This is a genomic window from Paenibacillus sp. DP01, assembly GCF_044784315.1.
Classification (GTDB): Bacteria; Bacillota; Bacilli; order Paenibacillales; family Paenibacillaceae; genus Paenibacillus; species Paenibacillus polymyxa.
Genome location: NZ_CP173059.1, coordinates 2,635,283 through 2,648,265 on the forward strand (window position 1 = coordinate 2,635,283; position 12,983 = coordinate 2,648,265).

Consider the following 12,983-nt stretch of genomic DNA (forward strand, 5'->3'; position numbering starts at 1 on the left):
CATTCTAGCCGAATAGAGTCGAGAAAGGAGTCAAATGATGAAATTAAAAAAAATTCACAAAAATGAACAGGACGAGCCTTGGCCCTCTAGTGAACAAATACTGTGTATAGGAGGGGCAAATCTGGATCGTAAAATCATGGTTAAGGGTACATTTCAGCTTCACACCTCCAATCCGAGCAGCACTAGGCTGCAATCTTGCGGTGGGGTAGCACGGAATGTAGCTGAAAATTTAGGGAGGTTGAGCCGACGGGTCAGCCTGCTAACCGCAGTTGGAGATGATGCGGAAGGCGAATTTATCATCGAACAGTCTAGCCGTTACATGCATGTGATTCCTCTTCAAGTCAAAGGTGAGTCGTCAACTGGCGTTTATACTGCCTTGCTAAACGAGCATGGTGAGATGATTGTAGCGACAGCAGAAATGGAGATTTATGATCAGATTCGTCCTTCAGTAATTTTTGAAAATATTCCTTTAATCGCCTCGTCCCGACTTGTTCTGCTGGACACTAATTTCTCTATGAACGTAATAGCGGCCACCATACATGTCTGTCAGGAACATCAGGTTCCCCTTGTCGTTTCATCGGTGTCAGCTTCCAAGATGAGAAAGCTTCCCCGAAATTTACATGGGGTGGAATGGCTAGTATGCCAACCGGAAGAGGCTGAAGCTTATTTGGGACTGGAACTTAAAGATGACCAGCAGATATTGGACGCAGCTCGAGTTTTTCACAAACTAGGGGTTCAAAATGTCATTATTATCTGCAGTGCTGAGCATGTGTTGTTTGCTTCTCAGGATGGAACTCATGGACAAATCCCTATCCCTCCAGTTCAACAGGTCATTGATGTCACAGGCGCAGATGACGCTTTTATTGCCGGGATGATTTATGGAATTACCCAAGGTTATCCTATGGAGCAAGTGTGCCAGTTTGGAATCAGTTGTGTCGACTTAACCATACAAACGGATAGGACAGTCTCAGACACCATTTCTGTGAATAAACTCCATTCTAGGTTCCAGGAGTTGTATGGCACACATTCGCAAAATTTTGTATTTTTTAAGGGTGTGTATTTTAAAAAGAAAAATACATAAGTAAAGAAGAGAACACTTAACCTACAACAGCGTGTATTTAGAGCTTCACAGATGTAATGAACTCAAATATTGAATGTATAAAAGGGGCAGGTTGTCTGATGGACAGTGTGAAATACGCTATTGTTTTTCTGCCGCTGTTTCTTCTTTATTTGCTTTTAAAGGGAGGGGCTTTGGCAGTAGGATTTCTATATCGACTGATCTATTCAACGCTAACCTTACGTGGGGAAGTGAGTGACGAGCTTCTAGCTGTGCAGCATGCTAAACGTATTATCATAATAGGCTCACCGGGGAGCGGCAAGACTTTTTTGGCCAAACGACTGTCGATGTGGACTCATTTGCCGTATATTTCGTTGGATGATTTGTATTGGGGACCGGAGTGGAAGCGGAGCACAGACAAACAATTTCATAAACAGCTGGGTGAAGTCCTGCAAGGGGAAGAGTGGATTATCGAAGGGAATTATCATGAACGTTATTTTACCGAGCGACTCCAGCGTTCCGACACAATCATCGTAATGGATGTCAGCACGATTGAGGCGATATCAGGTGTTATCACGCGTTCGCTTAACCGTTTTTTATTTTCCAAGGAGCTACCCAAAGGAGTAGAGCAAGAAGCCGTTCGTATTTGGGATATTTCACCTCGGTTTGTCCGATTTGTTCTAGGTTTTCGCAGGCGTATCCGTCCTAAAATCTGGCCGCTCATTTTGCAATATGGTAATGAAAGGAATTTGATTATCTTAAAATCTAAATATCGTTCATGTCCTTGGCTGAGCCCAGATAGACAATTATCTCCTTGACTTGAATCTGCGTTTCGTGTAAAGTGGTGAAAATTGTAATATATAGGAATAGTGTAGACCAAGGATCAAAGGTTCAATTGCCCGCTGTACAGAGAAGAAACCCATGGGCTGAAAGGTTTCTCGCCGCGAATGAACGTTTTCCTGCCTTGCGAGCTGTAGCGGTGCGTAAGATAAACCGTTACCGGCCAGATGCCGTTATCTAAAGAAGGACCGTACCGAATATGGTTACGGTCAAATGAAGGGTGGTACCACGACACATTCGTCCCTGACGGATGTGTCTTTTTTGCGTACATTTTATCGTTCTTACAAGGAGGAAGCCACACATGCGCCAAAGCCAATTATTACTGACAACCTTGCGTGAAGCACCTGCAGAGGCCGAAGTGATTAGTCATCAGCTTATGCTGCGGGCAGGATTTATCCACCAATTGGCGGCTGGAATGTATACCTATATGCCACTGGGCAGACGGGTACTCAGAAAAGTGGAACAAATTGTACGAGATGAGATGGATCGTGCAGGAGCTGGAGAATTGCTGATGCCTGTATTACAGCCAACGGAACTGTGGCAAGAATCGGGGAGATACGATGTGTACGGTTCAGAGCTGATGCGTCTGCAAGATCGACATGATCGGGAGTTTGCATTAGGGCCTACACATGAAGAGGTCATTACGTCTTTAATACGAAATGAAGTGAATTCCTATCGGAAATTGCCTGTAACACTGTATCAAATTCAAACCAAGTTTCGGGATGAACGACGTCCTCGGTTTGGGTTGCTTCGCAGCAGAGAATTTTTGATGAAGGATGCCTATTCGTTTGATGCCAATTGGGAGGGACTAGATCACACTTATTGGGCCATGTTCCAGGCATATCAACGTATTTTCACCCGCTGCAGTCTGAATTTTCGCGCCGTCGAAGCAGATGCTGGTGCTATTGGTGGTGAAGGTGAAACCCACGAATTTATGGCGCTGGCTGATATAGGAGAGGATACCATAGTGGCGTGTACCTGCTGTGATTATGCTGCCAATCTTGAAAAGGCAGAGCCACGTTCTACGGGGAGCATAGGAATATCTTCTGTCTCCGATGAAAATGAACATGACAGCCATCCTTCTATCGATACAGATGAAATGGAAAAACTGTATACTCCAGGTCTGCGGACCATAGAACAACTGGTTGATACCCTTCACATAGAGCTCCAAGAAATCATCAAAACATTGATTTATATGGCTAACGATCAACCTATTGCTGTAGTTGTCAGGGGAGATCATGAGGTCAACGAAGTAAAAGTCAAACAAATTTTAAGTAGTGAAAAATTCGAAATAGCAAATGCAGACACCGTCACAAAGGTGACTGGAACCCCACCCGGGTCCATAGGCCCATGCGGCTTGACAATCCCTGTGTGGGTGGATTACGCCGTTGTTCAGATGTCCAGAGGTCTTGCAGGCGCGAACGAGCAGGACTACCATTATCGGCATGTGAATCCAAGGCGTGATATGGATCTTCGGCATGTGGCAGACTTGCGCAATGTTATAGAAGGGGATAGATGTCCTCGATGTGACGAAGGGAAATTGGAACTCCACCGTGGAATTGAGATTGGACACGTATTCAAACTGGGCACCAAGTACAGTGAGAAGCTAGGGGCGACCTTTCTAGATGCGTCCGGAACCGATCAAGCGATGATTATGGGCTGCTATGGTATTGGCATTTCCCGAATCCTGTCCGCCATTGTAGAGCAGAATCATGACCAGAACGGAATGATATGGCCCCACGCACTGGCTCCGTTTCAGGTTCATATCATTCCGATTTCAGTGAAAGACAGGCTTCAGATGCAAATAGCCGAGGAGCTATACAGCCAACTACAGGATCGCGGTATAGAGGTTCTTCTAGATGATCGTGACGAACGTCCAGGAGTTAAATTTAAAGATTCAGATTTAGTAGGTATTCCCGTGCGCATCGTCGTTGGTAAAGATGCTGAACACGGAAAAGTAGAATTCGTAGAGCGAAGAAACAGCAACAAAGAGTCGATTCATATCCATGATATAGAGAGAAGAATATTGAGTCTCATACAACACTAAGCATCTGTATCCCGCAGAATATGACCTTCTCCAAGTGTAATCTCATGAAAGTCCGCCATCTGACGTGCCTGAAAACGAATGGGCTTGTCTCGACCTATCATAATGATATTTTGAATGTCGGCAACGCCTTCCGATGGTAGAGAGAATGTTGTGACATAGGCGAATTCTTCACACAACGTTGTGTGAATGGCATGGACTAGATGATCGTGTTCACTTTTGCCCATTACATTCATAATTAGCGATCCTTCGGAATCCAGCTTTTCTTTAGCCATCTTGAAAAATTCCCAGGATACTAAATGCAAGGGTGTACCCTGCTCCGTGAAGGCGTCCAATATAATATAGTCATAAGCATCCGGGGTCTCCTTCTCCAGGATGCGACGTCCATCGCCAATAGTCACATTGTTCTGGTCGTACCCAAAGAATGTTCGGCTGAATTCTACCACTTGCGAATCCAGCTCGGCAATCTTAAAGCGTTTATCTGTAAAGTGACCCGCAATCGTGCCTATACCATGCCCGATAACAAACACGTCTTCAAATGACGGATCGTTCAGCTCCATAAGATGGATGATTGCTCTGGGATATTCGAACAGAATGCGTTGCGGATGATTCAAATCTAGCGCACCTTGGACAGCCGCATTTGAAAATTCCATCACACGAAATAACCCCTTTTCACCATACAGCTCCGTGGTTTCATATACCGTGATTTCATGGTTATTGCTCAACTTTTTATATAAGACATCCAAGTGAATAATCTCCTTCAAGTCAGACTTCCTCCTCATCTTAGACATTCATAGGATTGTTGTCCATAGATGAGGAGGATTGTAGGCAGAATTGTTTATTTTTCCATAACGGAGTGTTTGAACTTGTTCGTATGTCCTTTAGGAGATATAATATACAAGGATATAATGAAGTTCGTTGTGTATATTCATACAGGAAGAGAGCGGGATATTATGGGACGTAAGTGGAATAACATTAAAGAAAAGAAGGCATCCAAGGATGCTAATACGAGTCGTATATATGCTAAATTTGGCGTGGAAATTTATGTGGCAGCCAAACAGGGCGAGCCTGATCCTGAATCCAATCGGGTCCTAAGAGTCGTGTTAGAACGTGCAAAAACGTACAATGTACCGAAAGCGATCATTGACCGTGCTATTGAAAAAGCAAAAGGTGCTGGCGATGAAAACTACGTAGAGCTTCGTTATGAAGGTTTCGGACCGAACGGTTCCATGGTCATTGTAGATGCACTGACCAATAACGTAAACCGTACAGCATCAGATGTGCGTTCTGCTTTTACTAAAAATGGCGGTAGCCTGGGCGTGAGCGGATCTGTAGCCTATATGTTTGATTCAACAGCAGTTATTGGTCTGGTGGGTAAAACTCCAGATGAAGTGCTGGAGCTGTTGATGGAGGCAGATGTCGAGGTTCGTGACATCATCGAAGAAGATGAAGCTGTCATCGTATATGCAGAACCTGACCAATTCCATGCTGTTCAGGAAGCTTTCAAGCAGGCAGGAGTAACGGAGTTTACCGTTGCCGAGCTCACCATGCTTGCCCAAAATGATATTACTCTTCCAGAAGATGCACAGGCTCAATTTGATAAATTGATTGATGCATTAGAAGATTTGGAGGATGTTCAGCAGGTTTACCATAACGTAGACTCTGAGGAATAGTCGGATTGCATCATTTACACCTGAGCGTTTGGATAAAATAAACATTCCTAAACCATCGTATTTCGGTACGATGGTTTTTTGTGAATAAAATTATATAAAATCAATTTTATTTTCTTGACTGATCAGTCTGTAAAAATTATAATCATAAGCAAGGAGGTGAACATGAGGTTTGGGAAGAGCTAAAGAATTTGATACTGAAAGTGTTCTGCGAAAAGCTATGGCTGTATTTGGAGAGCATGGGTATGAGGGAACTTCTCTGACCATTTTACTGGATCAGCTGGGTATAGCGCGGCAGAGTCTTTATGATACCTACGGCACGAAATATGATTTGTTTTTTTCGGCTATTCAGCTTTACATACGTGACAAAACCGAAGCTGTAGTACATCTGCTCAGTCAACCTGGGAGCATTAAGGATGCAATAGCGATGATTTTTAATGAATCTGTTAGAGTCCTGATGGATAAGAGGCTGTCGAAGGAATGCTTTATTATGAACAGTGCTATTGAACAGGCTCCGCATCATCATGAGATCAAAGCTTTTATTACTGAAAACACAGAAAAGCTTGAACTTGCTTTCTACAACGCCCTAGTCCGCGCCCAAAGTGAGGGGGAGATTCATGCTACGGAATCTGAACTGTTGTCAATCGCCAGATTTCTAAATCATGCCCGACTATCGCTGACATTTACCGCCAAGACAGGCGCAAGCCCTGAGGTGCTTAGAGATATTGTGCGTACGACGCTGTCGATTTTGGAGTGATCTTTATGAACGCTTAATAGCGTTTATTTTTTGAATATTCTAGACCGATTAGTCAAATTTTTTTAAGTATTATAGACTGATCAATCTAGAATTCTTATGTTTAATTTCTGTCTTGAATTTGTTTTAAGCAGGAACTAAAAATAATTATGCGAGGTGTCTACCATGACAATCAATCCGAATACCGACAAAGCAAAACAGCAAGCGCAAGCAGTCATGCATAAATTTATGAGCAACATGTTAGAAGAAAATATGGAGCAATGGATTTCATTATTTGATGATCACGCTGTTTTCGAGTTCCCTTATGCGCCTAAGCATTTTGCACAAATGCTTCAAGGCAAAGCAGCGATTTACGAGTATATTAAGGAATTTCCTAATATGCTTCGGATTCAGGATTTCTCTTCACCAATTATCCATACGACAACGGACCCGGATTTATTCGTGGCCGAATTTGCCTGTGAGGCGCAGGCTGTGAGCACAGGTAAACCGTATAATCAAACCTACATTTCTGTTATTAAGTTGAAGAACGGAAAAATTACTCACTACAAAGATTACTGGAACCCTTTGGTAGCTCTTGAAGCCCTGGAATCATGAATGAAAAAGTTCAAGCCTCATGGGGATATGAAAATCTAGACTAAGATAAAAAATTTAAATAGGAGTTGAATTTTATGAAAGACAGAAATATAACGTTGATTACAGGGGCAAACGGCAAAACAGGCAGTCGTGTAGCTGCCAAACTTACGCAACTTCAGTATCCAGTACGTTTGGCAGGGCGTACTAAGCCCGGCAATTGGGAAGGGACAGATTATGTATATTTTGATTGGTATGATGAATCAACACATACACAGGCGCTGATGAATGTAGATAAAATTTATTTGGTAGTACCTGTGTTGGACGTCAATCCCGCCAAAGTGATGATTCCTTTTATTGAGAGGGCCTTGAGAGAAGGAGTTCAAAGATTCGTGCTTTTAGGCAGCGCATCTGTGCCTGAGGACGGGCCAGTATTTGGACCTGTGCATCAAGCACTTCGTAGATTAGCTCCAGAGTGGGCTGTATTACAGCCATCCTACTTTATGGAGAATTTCACAGAAGGCCAGCATGTGGAAACGATCAAAAACAACAAGGCCATTTATAGTGCAACCCAAAACGGGAGAATAGGCTTCGTAAGTGCAGATGACATTGCAGAAGTGGGAGTGAGGGCTCTTATTGACGATAAACCACACAACACAGCTCATGTCATCACTGGACCTCAAACACTAACATATAACGAAGTGGCTGAAATTATTGGGAAATCAACAGTCCAACCGATCCAGCATATCTCTTTGTCTGATGAAGAGTTGAAAGCGGGCATGGTTCGCGCTGGAATGCCTGAAGAATATGCAGATATGCTGGCAGGATTGGATAGAAGGATACGTGAAAACGGAAGTGAAGACCAAGTGACTGATACCGTTAAGCTTGTCACTGGACGCTGTCCGGTCTCATTTGAGCAGTTTGTCCTGAGCCACGGAAACAGCTGGAAGACATCATGACGAAGTGATTCCTTTATTTATTTTTAGGGTCATAAGAGTAACCAGGATACTTGACGACGGGCCATTTGACCTTTCGTAAATTAGAGATTACATCAGAACCAACGTGTAAATTACTTTGAATCAGTTCTGTAGGCGTAAGAGCCATCCATTGATTTAAGGACACATCTGCAAAACGGTCACTTTTAAACATTTCAAGAAACCATAGTGTGCTGGAGCCAGTATTTTGAATGTAATGACCATAAGCAAAAGGCACATATCCAACATCCCCGGCCCTAAAATCAAATGTACGTGCTGCACCATTACCGCCAAAGACAGTCATCCGTCCTTGCCCTGCAAGGTAGTATTGCCATTCATCATTATTGGGGTGCCAGTGCATCTCTCGCATGGCTCCGGGTTCAATCTCAACCAGGGCAGCTGCGATAGTTTTGGAAATCGGAAAATTGGAGGAGTCGACGATCCGTACGCTTCCGCCTGGTGTTTTGATCGGGGGCTGAGCTAGTAATTCATGCTTAAAGGATAGGGGCAACGTCCCATAGGGAGAAGGAACCGCTTGACTTTGGATTGAACCGGGAACGGAATCCTGATAGATGTAGACTTGGTCTTGAGGAATGGCTGCAAAATCGGTTTCTGGAATCCCGAAATTTGCAGAAAGCACCTCTTTGGGAGTATGGGCGAACCAATCTGAGATGGATAAGGTGTTCAGATCGGAAAAACTGCCATCATCGAAAACCAGCAAAAACTCACAGCCTTCTTCAAGGCCTTGTATAGAATGCGGGATGCCCGGTGGAAAGTACCAGAGATCGCCTGGGCCCACATCAGCAATAAAATTACGTCCATCTTGGTCAACTGCTGTAATACGTGCACTTCCTAACAGCATATAAGACCATTCTGCCTGCTGATGCCAGTGAAGCTCACGGACACCGCCCGGTGTCAAACTCATATTCACTCCGGCAAGAGTTGTGGCAATGGGTAATTCCCTTACTGTAACTTCTCTTGACCACCCACCATGATTAAGCTGCATATGAGCATCTGAAAAAGAAAACCGCATATTCGGTATGAGACCATTGTCCGTTACGGGAGGAACCAGCATATCCGGATTTTGTAAATCCCTCATCACATCACGTGGACCCTTGTCGATGCCCCCTGCACCATCACTTCTGATGGGTTGGGGGATTCCGACTTTCTTTGAGCAATCATTATGCATCATTTGATCTTCCTCTCTAGGTTGAAGCATGATGAAGCATAGGATTAAGAGAAAATACGCATAAAGATTTTATGATGACATGATGAGTTTTATACCGTGTGCGATAGATCTGTAAACTGTGCTTGAATGATTTGAGCCAAATCGTGCGGACTCAGTTCCAGCTGAGTTCCAATTTTCCCGCCGCTTACAACGATCGTTTCCAGTTCAACTGCGGGCTGGTCGATATAAGTGGGGTAGAGCTTTTTCATTCCTATGGGAGAGCAGCCACCGCGAATATATCCTGTATGCTTTTGCAACTCCTTAACAGGAAGCATTTCAATTTTTTTCTCTCCCGCAGATTTGGCAGCCTTTTTGAGATCAAGCTCTTTATGTACAGGAATCACAAAAACAAACAGATTTTGTTTGCTATGTGCAACCAAGGTTTTGAAAACGGATTCCGGTGCTCTTTGGATCTTTTCGGCTACGTTCATACCGTCTATTTTTCCATCTTGATGGTCATAACTCAAAATATTGTAGTGGATGTGTTGCCCGTCTAATATGCGCATGGCGTTTGTTTTGCTGACACTCATTTTAATTCTTCCTTTCTTAAAGTTTTTCCAAATGATCTACATAATCTTTTGCATCCTTAAGAGAAAGATCCTTAGCAGTTCTTAACTCTTTTATGGCTTGAATCTTATTTCCTTCCCTGATCAGTAGAAGCAGCCTTTGATTGATTTCTTTTGAAGCTTCTGCGTCTAGGAAATGTGGAGGAGGGGGAGTAATTGTAATTGACATCGATGTTTCCGTTGGTCCTGAACGGTTCTCAAGACGCTCCACATCGGATTTCAGGTCATTAAGTCGAGATTGAAGACGGTAGACTTTGAACAAAAGTATGACGGAGAGGATCAACGCAATGATTGCTACATATTCGCTAGTTGCCAATAGAATCTCCCTTTTCTTGTTAGTTTTATCACTAAATTTTTGTCTCTTATCCATAGTATATCATGATGATCGACTAATCGAATGGAGAATCATATTCTTGCGTACGGGTTGTGCAAATTGACTTATTGCAGACCGGGCGTTATATTACAGCTTATTATTAACCTTTTAATAATCACTTCAAAAGGGGTGTATTCAAATACAACCAGTCTCCAATAATACCATTCGGGTCAAACGAATTAATGTAGAGCTAGTTAAAAACACACTGAAATCCAAGGAATTTGCAACCAAGTCGTCTATAGCCAGTATTACAGGACTTAGTGTGGCAACCTGTGGGAATATTCTGAATGAGCTTCTTCAAACCGGAGAAGTATTAGAGATGGAATTGGAAGAGTCGAGTGGCGGTCGCCCGGCTAGACGGTACAAATATAACGCTGATTATTCCTATATTATTTGTTTAACTGTGAAAACAGAAGGAGGAGTACATTCTCTTACTTATGCTGTGGCCAATATGCTTGGCGATATTATCGCAGAGAATACATCCGTTGTGCCGCATATTGATTATGAAGTCATAGATGTCCAAGTCGGAGAGCTAATTCATACCTATGGAAACGTCAAAGCCGTTGGTATTGGCATTCCGGGGGTTGTTCATCAAGGGGTTATTGATGTCTGTGATCTTGATCTGCTGATAGGAGTCCCTGTAGGACCACGCCTTCAAGATAAATACGGGTTAGAAGTCACCATTGAAAATGATATGCATCTGACCGTCTATGGATTTTATAACATGCAAAATTATGATGAGGACAAAACCTTCGCTATTGTTACGTTTCCCAAGGATAATTTTCCGGGAGCGGGTTTTATTGTCGATGGACATTTGTTAAAAGGAAATACCAAATTTGCTGGGGAAGTTTCCTTTTTACCCTTTGGCATAACGAGAGAGGAACAGCTTAAACAGTTAAATAGCACACAGGAATTTGTTCCTTTGGCGATCAAAACGATAACATCCATTATTGCGATTATAGACCCTGTATCGATCGCTTTGACTGGAGAGTTATCTAAGCCAGCACTGTTGGATGATATTTATAACGGCTGTCTTAAAGATGTACCCAAAGAACATATGCCTGAGATTTTTGTAAAAAACGATACGCACGATGAATACATGTATGGGTTGATTTCAGTTACCCTTGAAAGCCTGACCTACAATTTACAATTGGTGGAAAAAAGAAAATAGAGGCCTTCCGCTTTGAAGAATAGCTCACCCAGTTACAATTGGTAATTAACGGATAAATGGGTGGGGACGTTGTTATAAATATGGAAGTAAGTATTGGAGATAATACGATTATAGACTCTGCAAGTTTTTAAAATAATACTTGACATGAAACGCGTTACAAACCTTAAGATTCAATTAGAAGTACTTTATAAACATTAGCGTAGAGGTAACGTGTTTATGTCCTAGTTAATGAAAAAACATCAGCAAAGGCGGAGAAAATATGAGTACTCAGTTTCCAAAAGATTTCCTGTGGGGCGGAGCAGTTGCTGCTAATCAGCTCGAAGGCGCTTATCAAGAAGACGGAAAAGGCTGGTCCATTCAGGATGTAACTCCTCGTGGTGGTTGGGGGCCGGTTACGGATGTACCAACAGAAGATAATATGAAGTTGATTGGTATTGATTTTTACCATCATTATAAAGAAGATATCAAACTTTTTGCAGAAATGGGCTTTAAAGTGTTCCGTACTTCCATAGCTTGGTCACGTATCTTCCCTAAAGGTGACGAGTTGGAACCTAATGAACAAGGCTTGCAATTTTATGATGATTTGTTTGATGAACTTCATAAATATGGCATTGAGCCACTCGTTACATTATCTCACTATGAAACACCTCTACATTTGTCCAGAGAATACGATGGTTGGGTAAACCGTAAGCTTGTTGATTTCTATGAGCGCTATGCAACAACTGTATTTAATCGCTACAAAGATAAAGTGAAATACTGGTTGACATTCAATGAAATTAACTCCATTCTTGAAGCACCCTTCATGAGTGGCGGGATTAGCACACCAAAAGATCAACTTAGTGAACAAGATCTTTATCAAGCGATTCACCATGAGCTGGTAGCGAGTGCAAGAGCGGTAAAAATCGGTCATCAGATTAATCCTGATTTCAAAATTGGTTGTATGGTACTGAGTATGCCTACTTATCCGCTGACACCTAATCCAGACGATGTAATTGCAGCAATGGAATTTGATCACAGAAACATGGCATTTGCCGATATTCATGCAAGAGGTCAATATCCAGGTTACATGAAACGTTTCTTCAAAGAAAACGGAATCTCTATTCATTTTGAGCCAGGTGATGCTGAAGATCTGAAGCATACGGTTGATTTTATCTCGTTCAGCTATTACATGAGTACTTGTGAGACTGCAGACGAAGCTAAAAAAGTCAAAGGTGAAGGTAACATCCTCGGTGGGGTGAGCAATCCGCATCTCGAGGCAAGTGAGTGGGGCTGGCAAATTGATCCTCAAGGTCTGCGGTATGTGCTGAATACATTCTATGATCGCTTCCAAAAACCACTGTTCATCGTTGAAAATGGTCTGGGCGCTGTGGACGAGCTTATCACCAATGAAAAAGGTGAAAAAACGGTTGAAGATGACTACCGGATCAACTATCTGAATGATCATTTGGTTCAAGTTGGGGAAGCGATTGAAGATGGAGTAGAGGTTCTGGGCTATACATCTTGGGGCTGTATCGACCTTGTCAGCGCGTCGACTGCTCAGCTTAAAAAACGTTATGGTTACATTTATGTTGACCGTCATGATGATGGCAGCGGTACACTTGAAAGATACCGGAAAAAATCGTTCCACTGGTACAAAGAGGTTATTGCCACAAACGGTGGAAGCTTGAAACGCTAATTTATAAATAAACCAGTAACTAAATTATAAAAAACATAATGATGTTTTTTACGTGGCGACC

13 protein-coding genes are annotated in these 12,983 nt (G+C 42.7%); 9 read left to right on the forward strand and 4 right to left on the reverse strand.

The annotated features are described in order from the left end of the window. Positions 1-37: 37 nt before the first annotated feature. The 3 genes from ACH59B_RS11695 to ACH59B_RS11705 all read left to right on the forward strand — a co-directional run bounded on the left by ACH59B_RS11695 (position 38) and on the right by ACH59B_RS11705 (position 3,944). Positions 38-1,081 (forward strand): carbohydrate kinase family protein, encoded by a 1,044-nt coding sequence (locus tag ACH59B_RS11695; RefSeq protein ID WP_277376350.1) that lies wholly within the window; start codon positions 38-40, stop codon positions 1,079-1,081. 98 nt (positions 1,082-1,179) lie between these two features. Next, on the forward strand, positions 1,180-1,875 hold the full coding sequence (locus ACH59B_RS11700) for an adenylate kinase (protein WP_025364793.1): 696 nt from the start codon (positions 1,180-1,182) through the stop codon (positions 1,873-1,875). Between the two features lie 323 nt (positions 1,876-2,198). Continuing rightward, entirely contained in the window at positions 2,199-3,944 is a 1,746-nt protein-coding gene (locus tag ACH59B_RS11705; RefSeq protein ID WP_103042401.1) for a proline--tRNA ligase, read from the forward strand. On the opposite strand, the gene ACH59B_RS11710 is transcribed toward ACH59B_RS11705, so the two are convergent. After that, the gene (locus ACH59B_RS11710) at positions 3,941-4,705 is read right to left on the reverse strand and encodes a spermidine synthase (RefSeq protein ID WP_103042402.1); all 765 of its coding nucleotides are present in this window, start codon (positions 4,703-4,705) and stop codon (positions 3,941-3,943) included. The genes ACH59B_RS11705 and ACH59B_RS11710 overlap by 4 nt on opposite strands. A gap of 189 nt (positions 4,706-4,894) precedes the next feature. Here ACH59B_RS11710 and ACH59B_RS11715 point away from each other — a divergent pair, with 189 nt between their 5' ends. The 4 genes from ACH59B_RS11715 to ACH59B_RS11730 all read left to right on the forward strand — a co-directional run bounded on the left by ACH59B_RS11715 (position 4,895) and on the right by ACH59B_RS11730 (position 7,894). Next, positions 4,895-5,614, forward strand: a complete 720-nt coding sequence (locus ACH59B_RS11715; RefSeq protein WP_025364795.1) for a YebC/PmpR family DNA-binding transcriptional regulator — start codon at positions 4,895-4,897, stop codon at positions 5,612-5,614. 169 nt (positions 5,615-5,783) lie between these two features. After that, on the forward strand, positions 5,784-6,368 hold the full coding sequence (locus ACH59B_RS11720) for a TetR/AcrR family transcriptional regulator (RefSeq protein ID WP_025364796.1): 585 nt from the start codon (positions 5,784-5,786) through the stop codon (positions 6,366-6,368). Between the two features lie 162 nt (positions 6,369-6,530). Further along, positions 6,531-6,959, forward strand: coding sequence for a nuclear transport factor 2 family protein (locus ACH59B_RS11725; RefSeq protein WP_090891206.1), 429 nt, complete (start codon positions 6,531-6,533; stop codon positions 6,957-6,959). A gap of 74 nt (positions 6,960-7,033) precedes the next feature. Then, positions 7,034-7,894, forward strand: a complete 861-nt coding sequence (locus ACH59B_RS11730; protein WP_103042403.1) for an NmrA family NAD(P)-binding protein — start codon at positions 7,034-7,036, stop codon at positions 7,892-7,894. 13 nt (positions 7,895-7,907) lie between these two features. Here the strand turns inward: ACH59B_RS11730 and ACH59B_RS11735 are convergent, their stop codons facing one another. The 3 genes from ACH59B_RS11735 to ACH59B_RS11745 form a co-directional block, all read right to left on the reverse strand. Then, positions 7,908-9,098 (reverse strand): oxalate decarboxylase family bicupin, encoded by a 1,191-nt coding sequence (locus ACH59B_RS11735; RefSeq protein ID WP_017428515.1) that lies wholly within the window; start codon positions 9,096-9,098, stop codon positions 7,908-7,910. 89 nt (positions 9,099-9,187) lie between these two features. Next, on the reverse strand, positions 9,188-9,667 hold the full coding sequence (gene ybaK, locus ACH59B_RS11740) for a Cys-tRNA(Pro) deacylase (protein ID WP_016818974.1): 480 nt from the start codon (positions 9,665-9,667) through the stop codon (positions 9,188-9,190). Positions 9,668-9,683: 16 nt separating this feature from the next. After that, entirely contained in the window at positions 9,684-10,019 is a 336-nt protein-coding gene (locus ACH59B_RS11745) for a ribosomal protein L7/L12 (protein ID WP_103042656.1), read from the reverse strand. A gap of 319 nt (positions 10,020-10,338) precedes the next feature. Here ACH59B_RS11745 and ACH59B_RS11750 point away from each other — a divergent pair, with 319 nt between their 5' ends. Together ACH59B_RS11750 and ACH59B_RS11755 are read left to right on the forward strand one after the other, a co-directional pair. Then, the gene (locus tag ACH59B_RS11750) at positions 10,339-11,247 is read left to right on the forward strand and encodes an ROK family protein (protein WP_103042404.1); all 909 of its coding nucleotides are present in this window, start codon (positions 10,339-10,341) and stop codon (positions 11,245-11,247) included. A gap of 259 nt (positions 11,248-11,506) precedes the next feature. Beyond that, positions 11,507-12,922 (forward strand): glycoside hydrolase family 1 protein, encoded by a 1,416-nt coding sequence (locus ACH59B_RS11755; RefSeq protein ID WP_025364802.1) that lies wholly within the window; start codon positions 11,507-11,509, stop codon positions 12,920-12,922. Positions 12,923-12,983: the final 61 nt, after the last annotated feature.

Bases quoted from the DNA above. Each gene is read 5' to 3' on its own strand.
- ACH59B_RS11695 (WP_277376350.1), top strand. From the start codon at position 38: ATGAAATTAAAAAAAATTCACAAAAATGAACAGGACGAGCCTTGGCCC.
- ACH59B_RS11700 (WP_025364793.1), top strand. From the start codon at position 1,180: ATGGACAGTGTGAAATACGCTATTGTTTTTCTGCCGCTGTTTCTTCTT.
- ACH59B_RS11705 (WP_103042401.1), top strand. From the start codon at position 2,199: ATGCGCCAAAGCCAATTATTACTGACAACCTTGCGTGAAGCACCTGCA.
- ACH59B_RS11715 (WP_025364795.1), top strand. From the start codon at position 4,895: ATGGGACGTAAGTGGAATAACATTAAAGAAAAGAAGGCATCCAAGGAT.
- ACH59B_RS11725 (WP_090891206.1), top strand. From the start codon at position 6,531: ATGACAATCAATCCGAATACCGACAAAGCAAAACAGCAAGCGCAAGCA.
- ACH59B_RS11730 (WP_103042403.1), top strand. From the start codon at position 7,034: ATGAAAGACAGAAATATAACGTTGATTACAGGGGCAAACGGCAAAACA.
- ACH59B_RS11735 (WP_017428515.1), bottom strand. From the start codon at position 9,098: ATGCATAATGATTGCTCAAAGAAAGTCGGAATCCCCCAACCCATCAGA.
- ybaK (WP_016818974.1), bottom strand. From the start codon at position 9,667: ATGAGTGTCAGCAAAACAAACGCCATGCGCATATTAGACGGGCAACAC.
- ACH59B_RS11755 (WP_025364802.1), top strand. From the start codon at position 11,507: ATGAGTACTCAGTTTCCAAAAGATTTCCTGTGGGGCGGAGCAGTTGCT.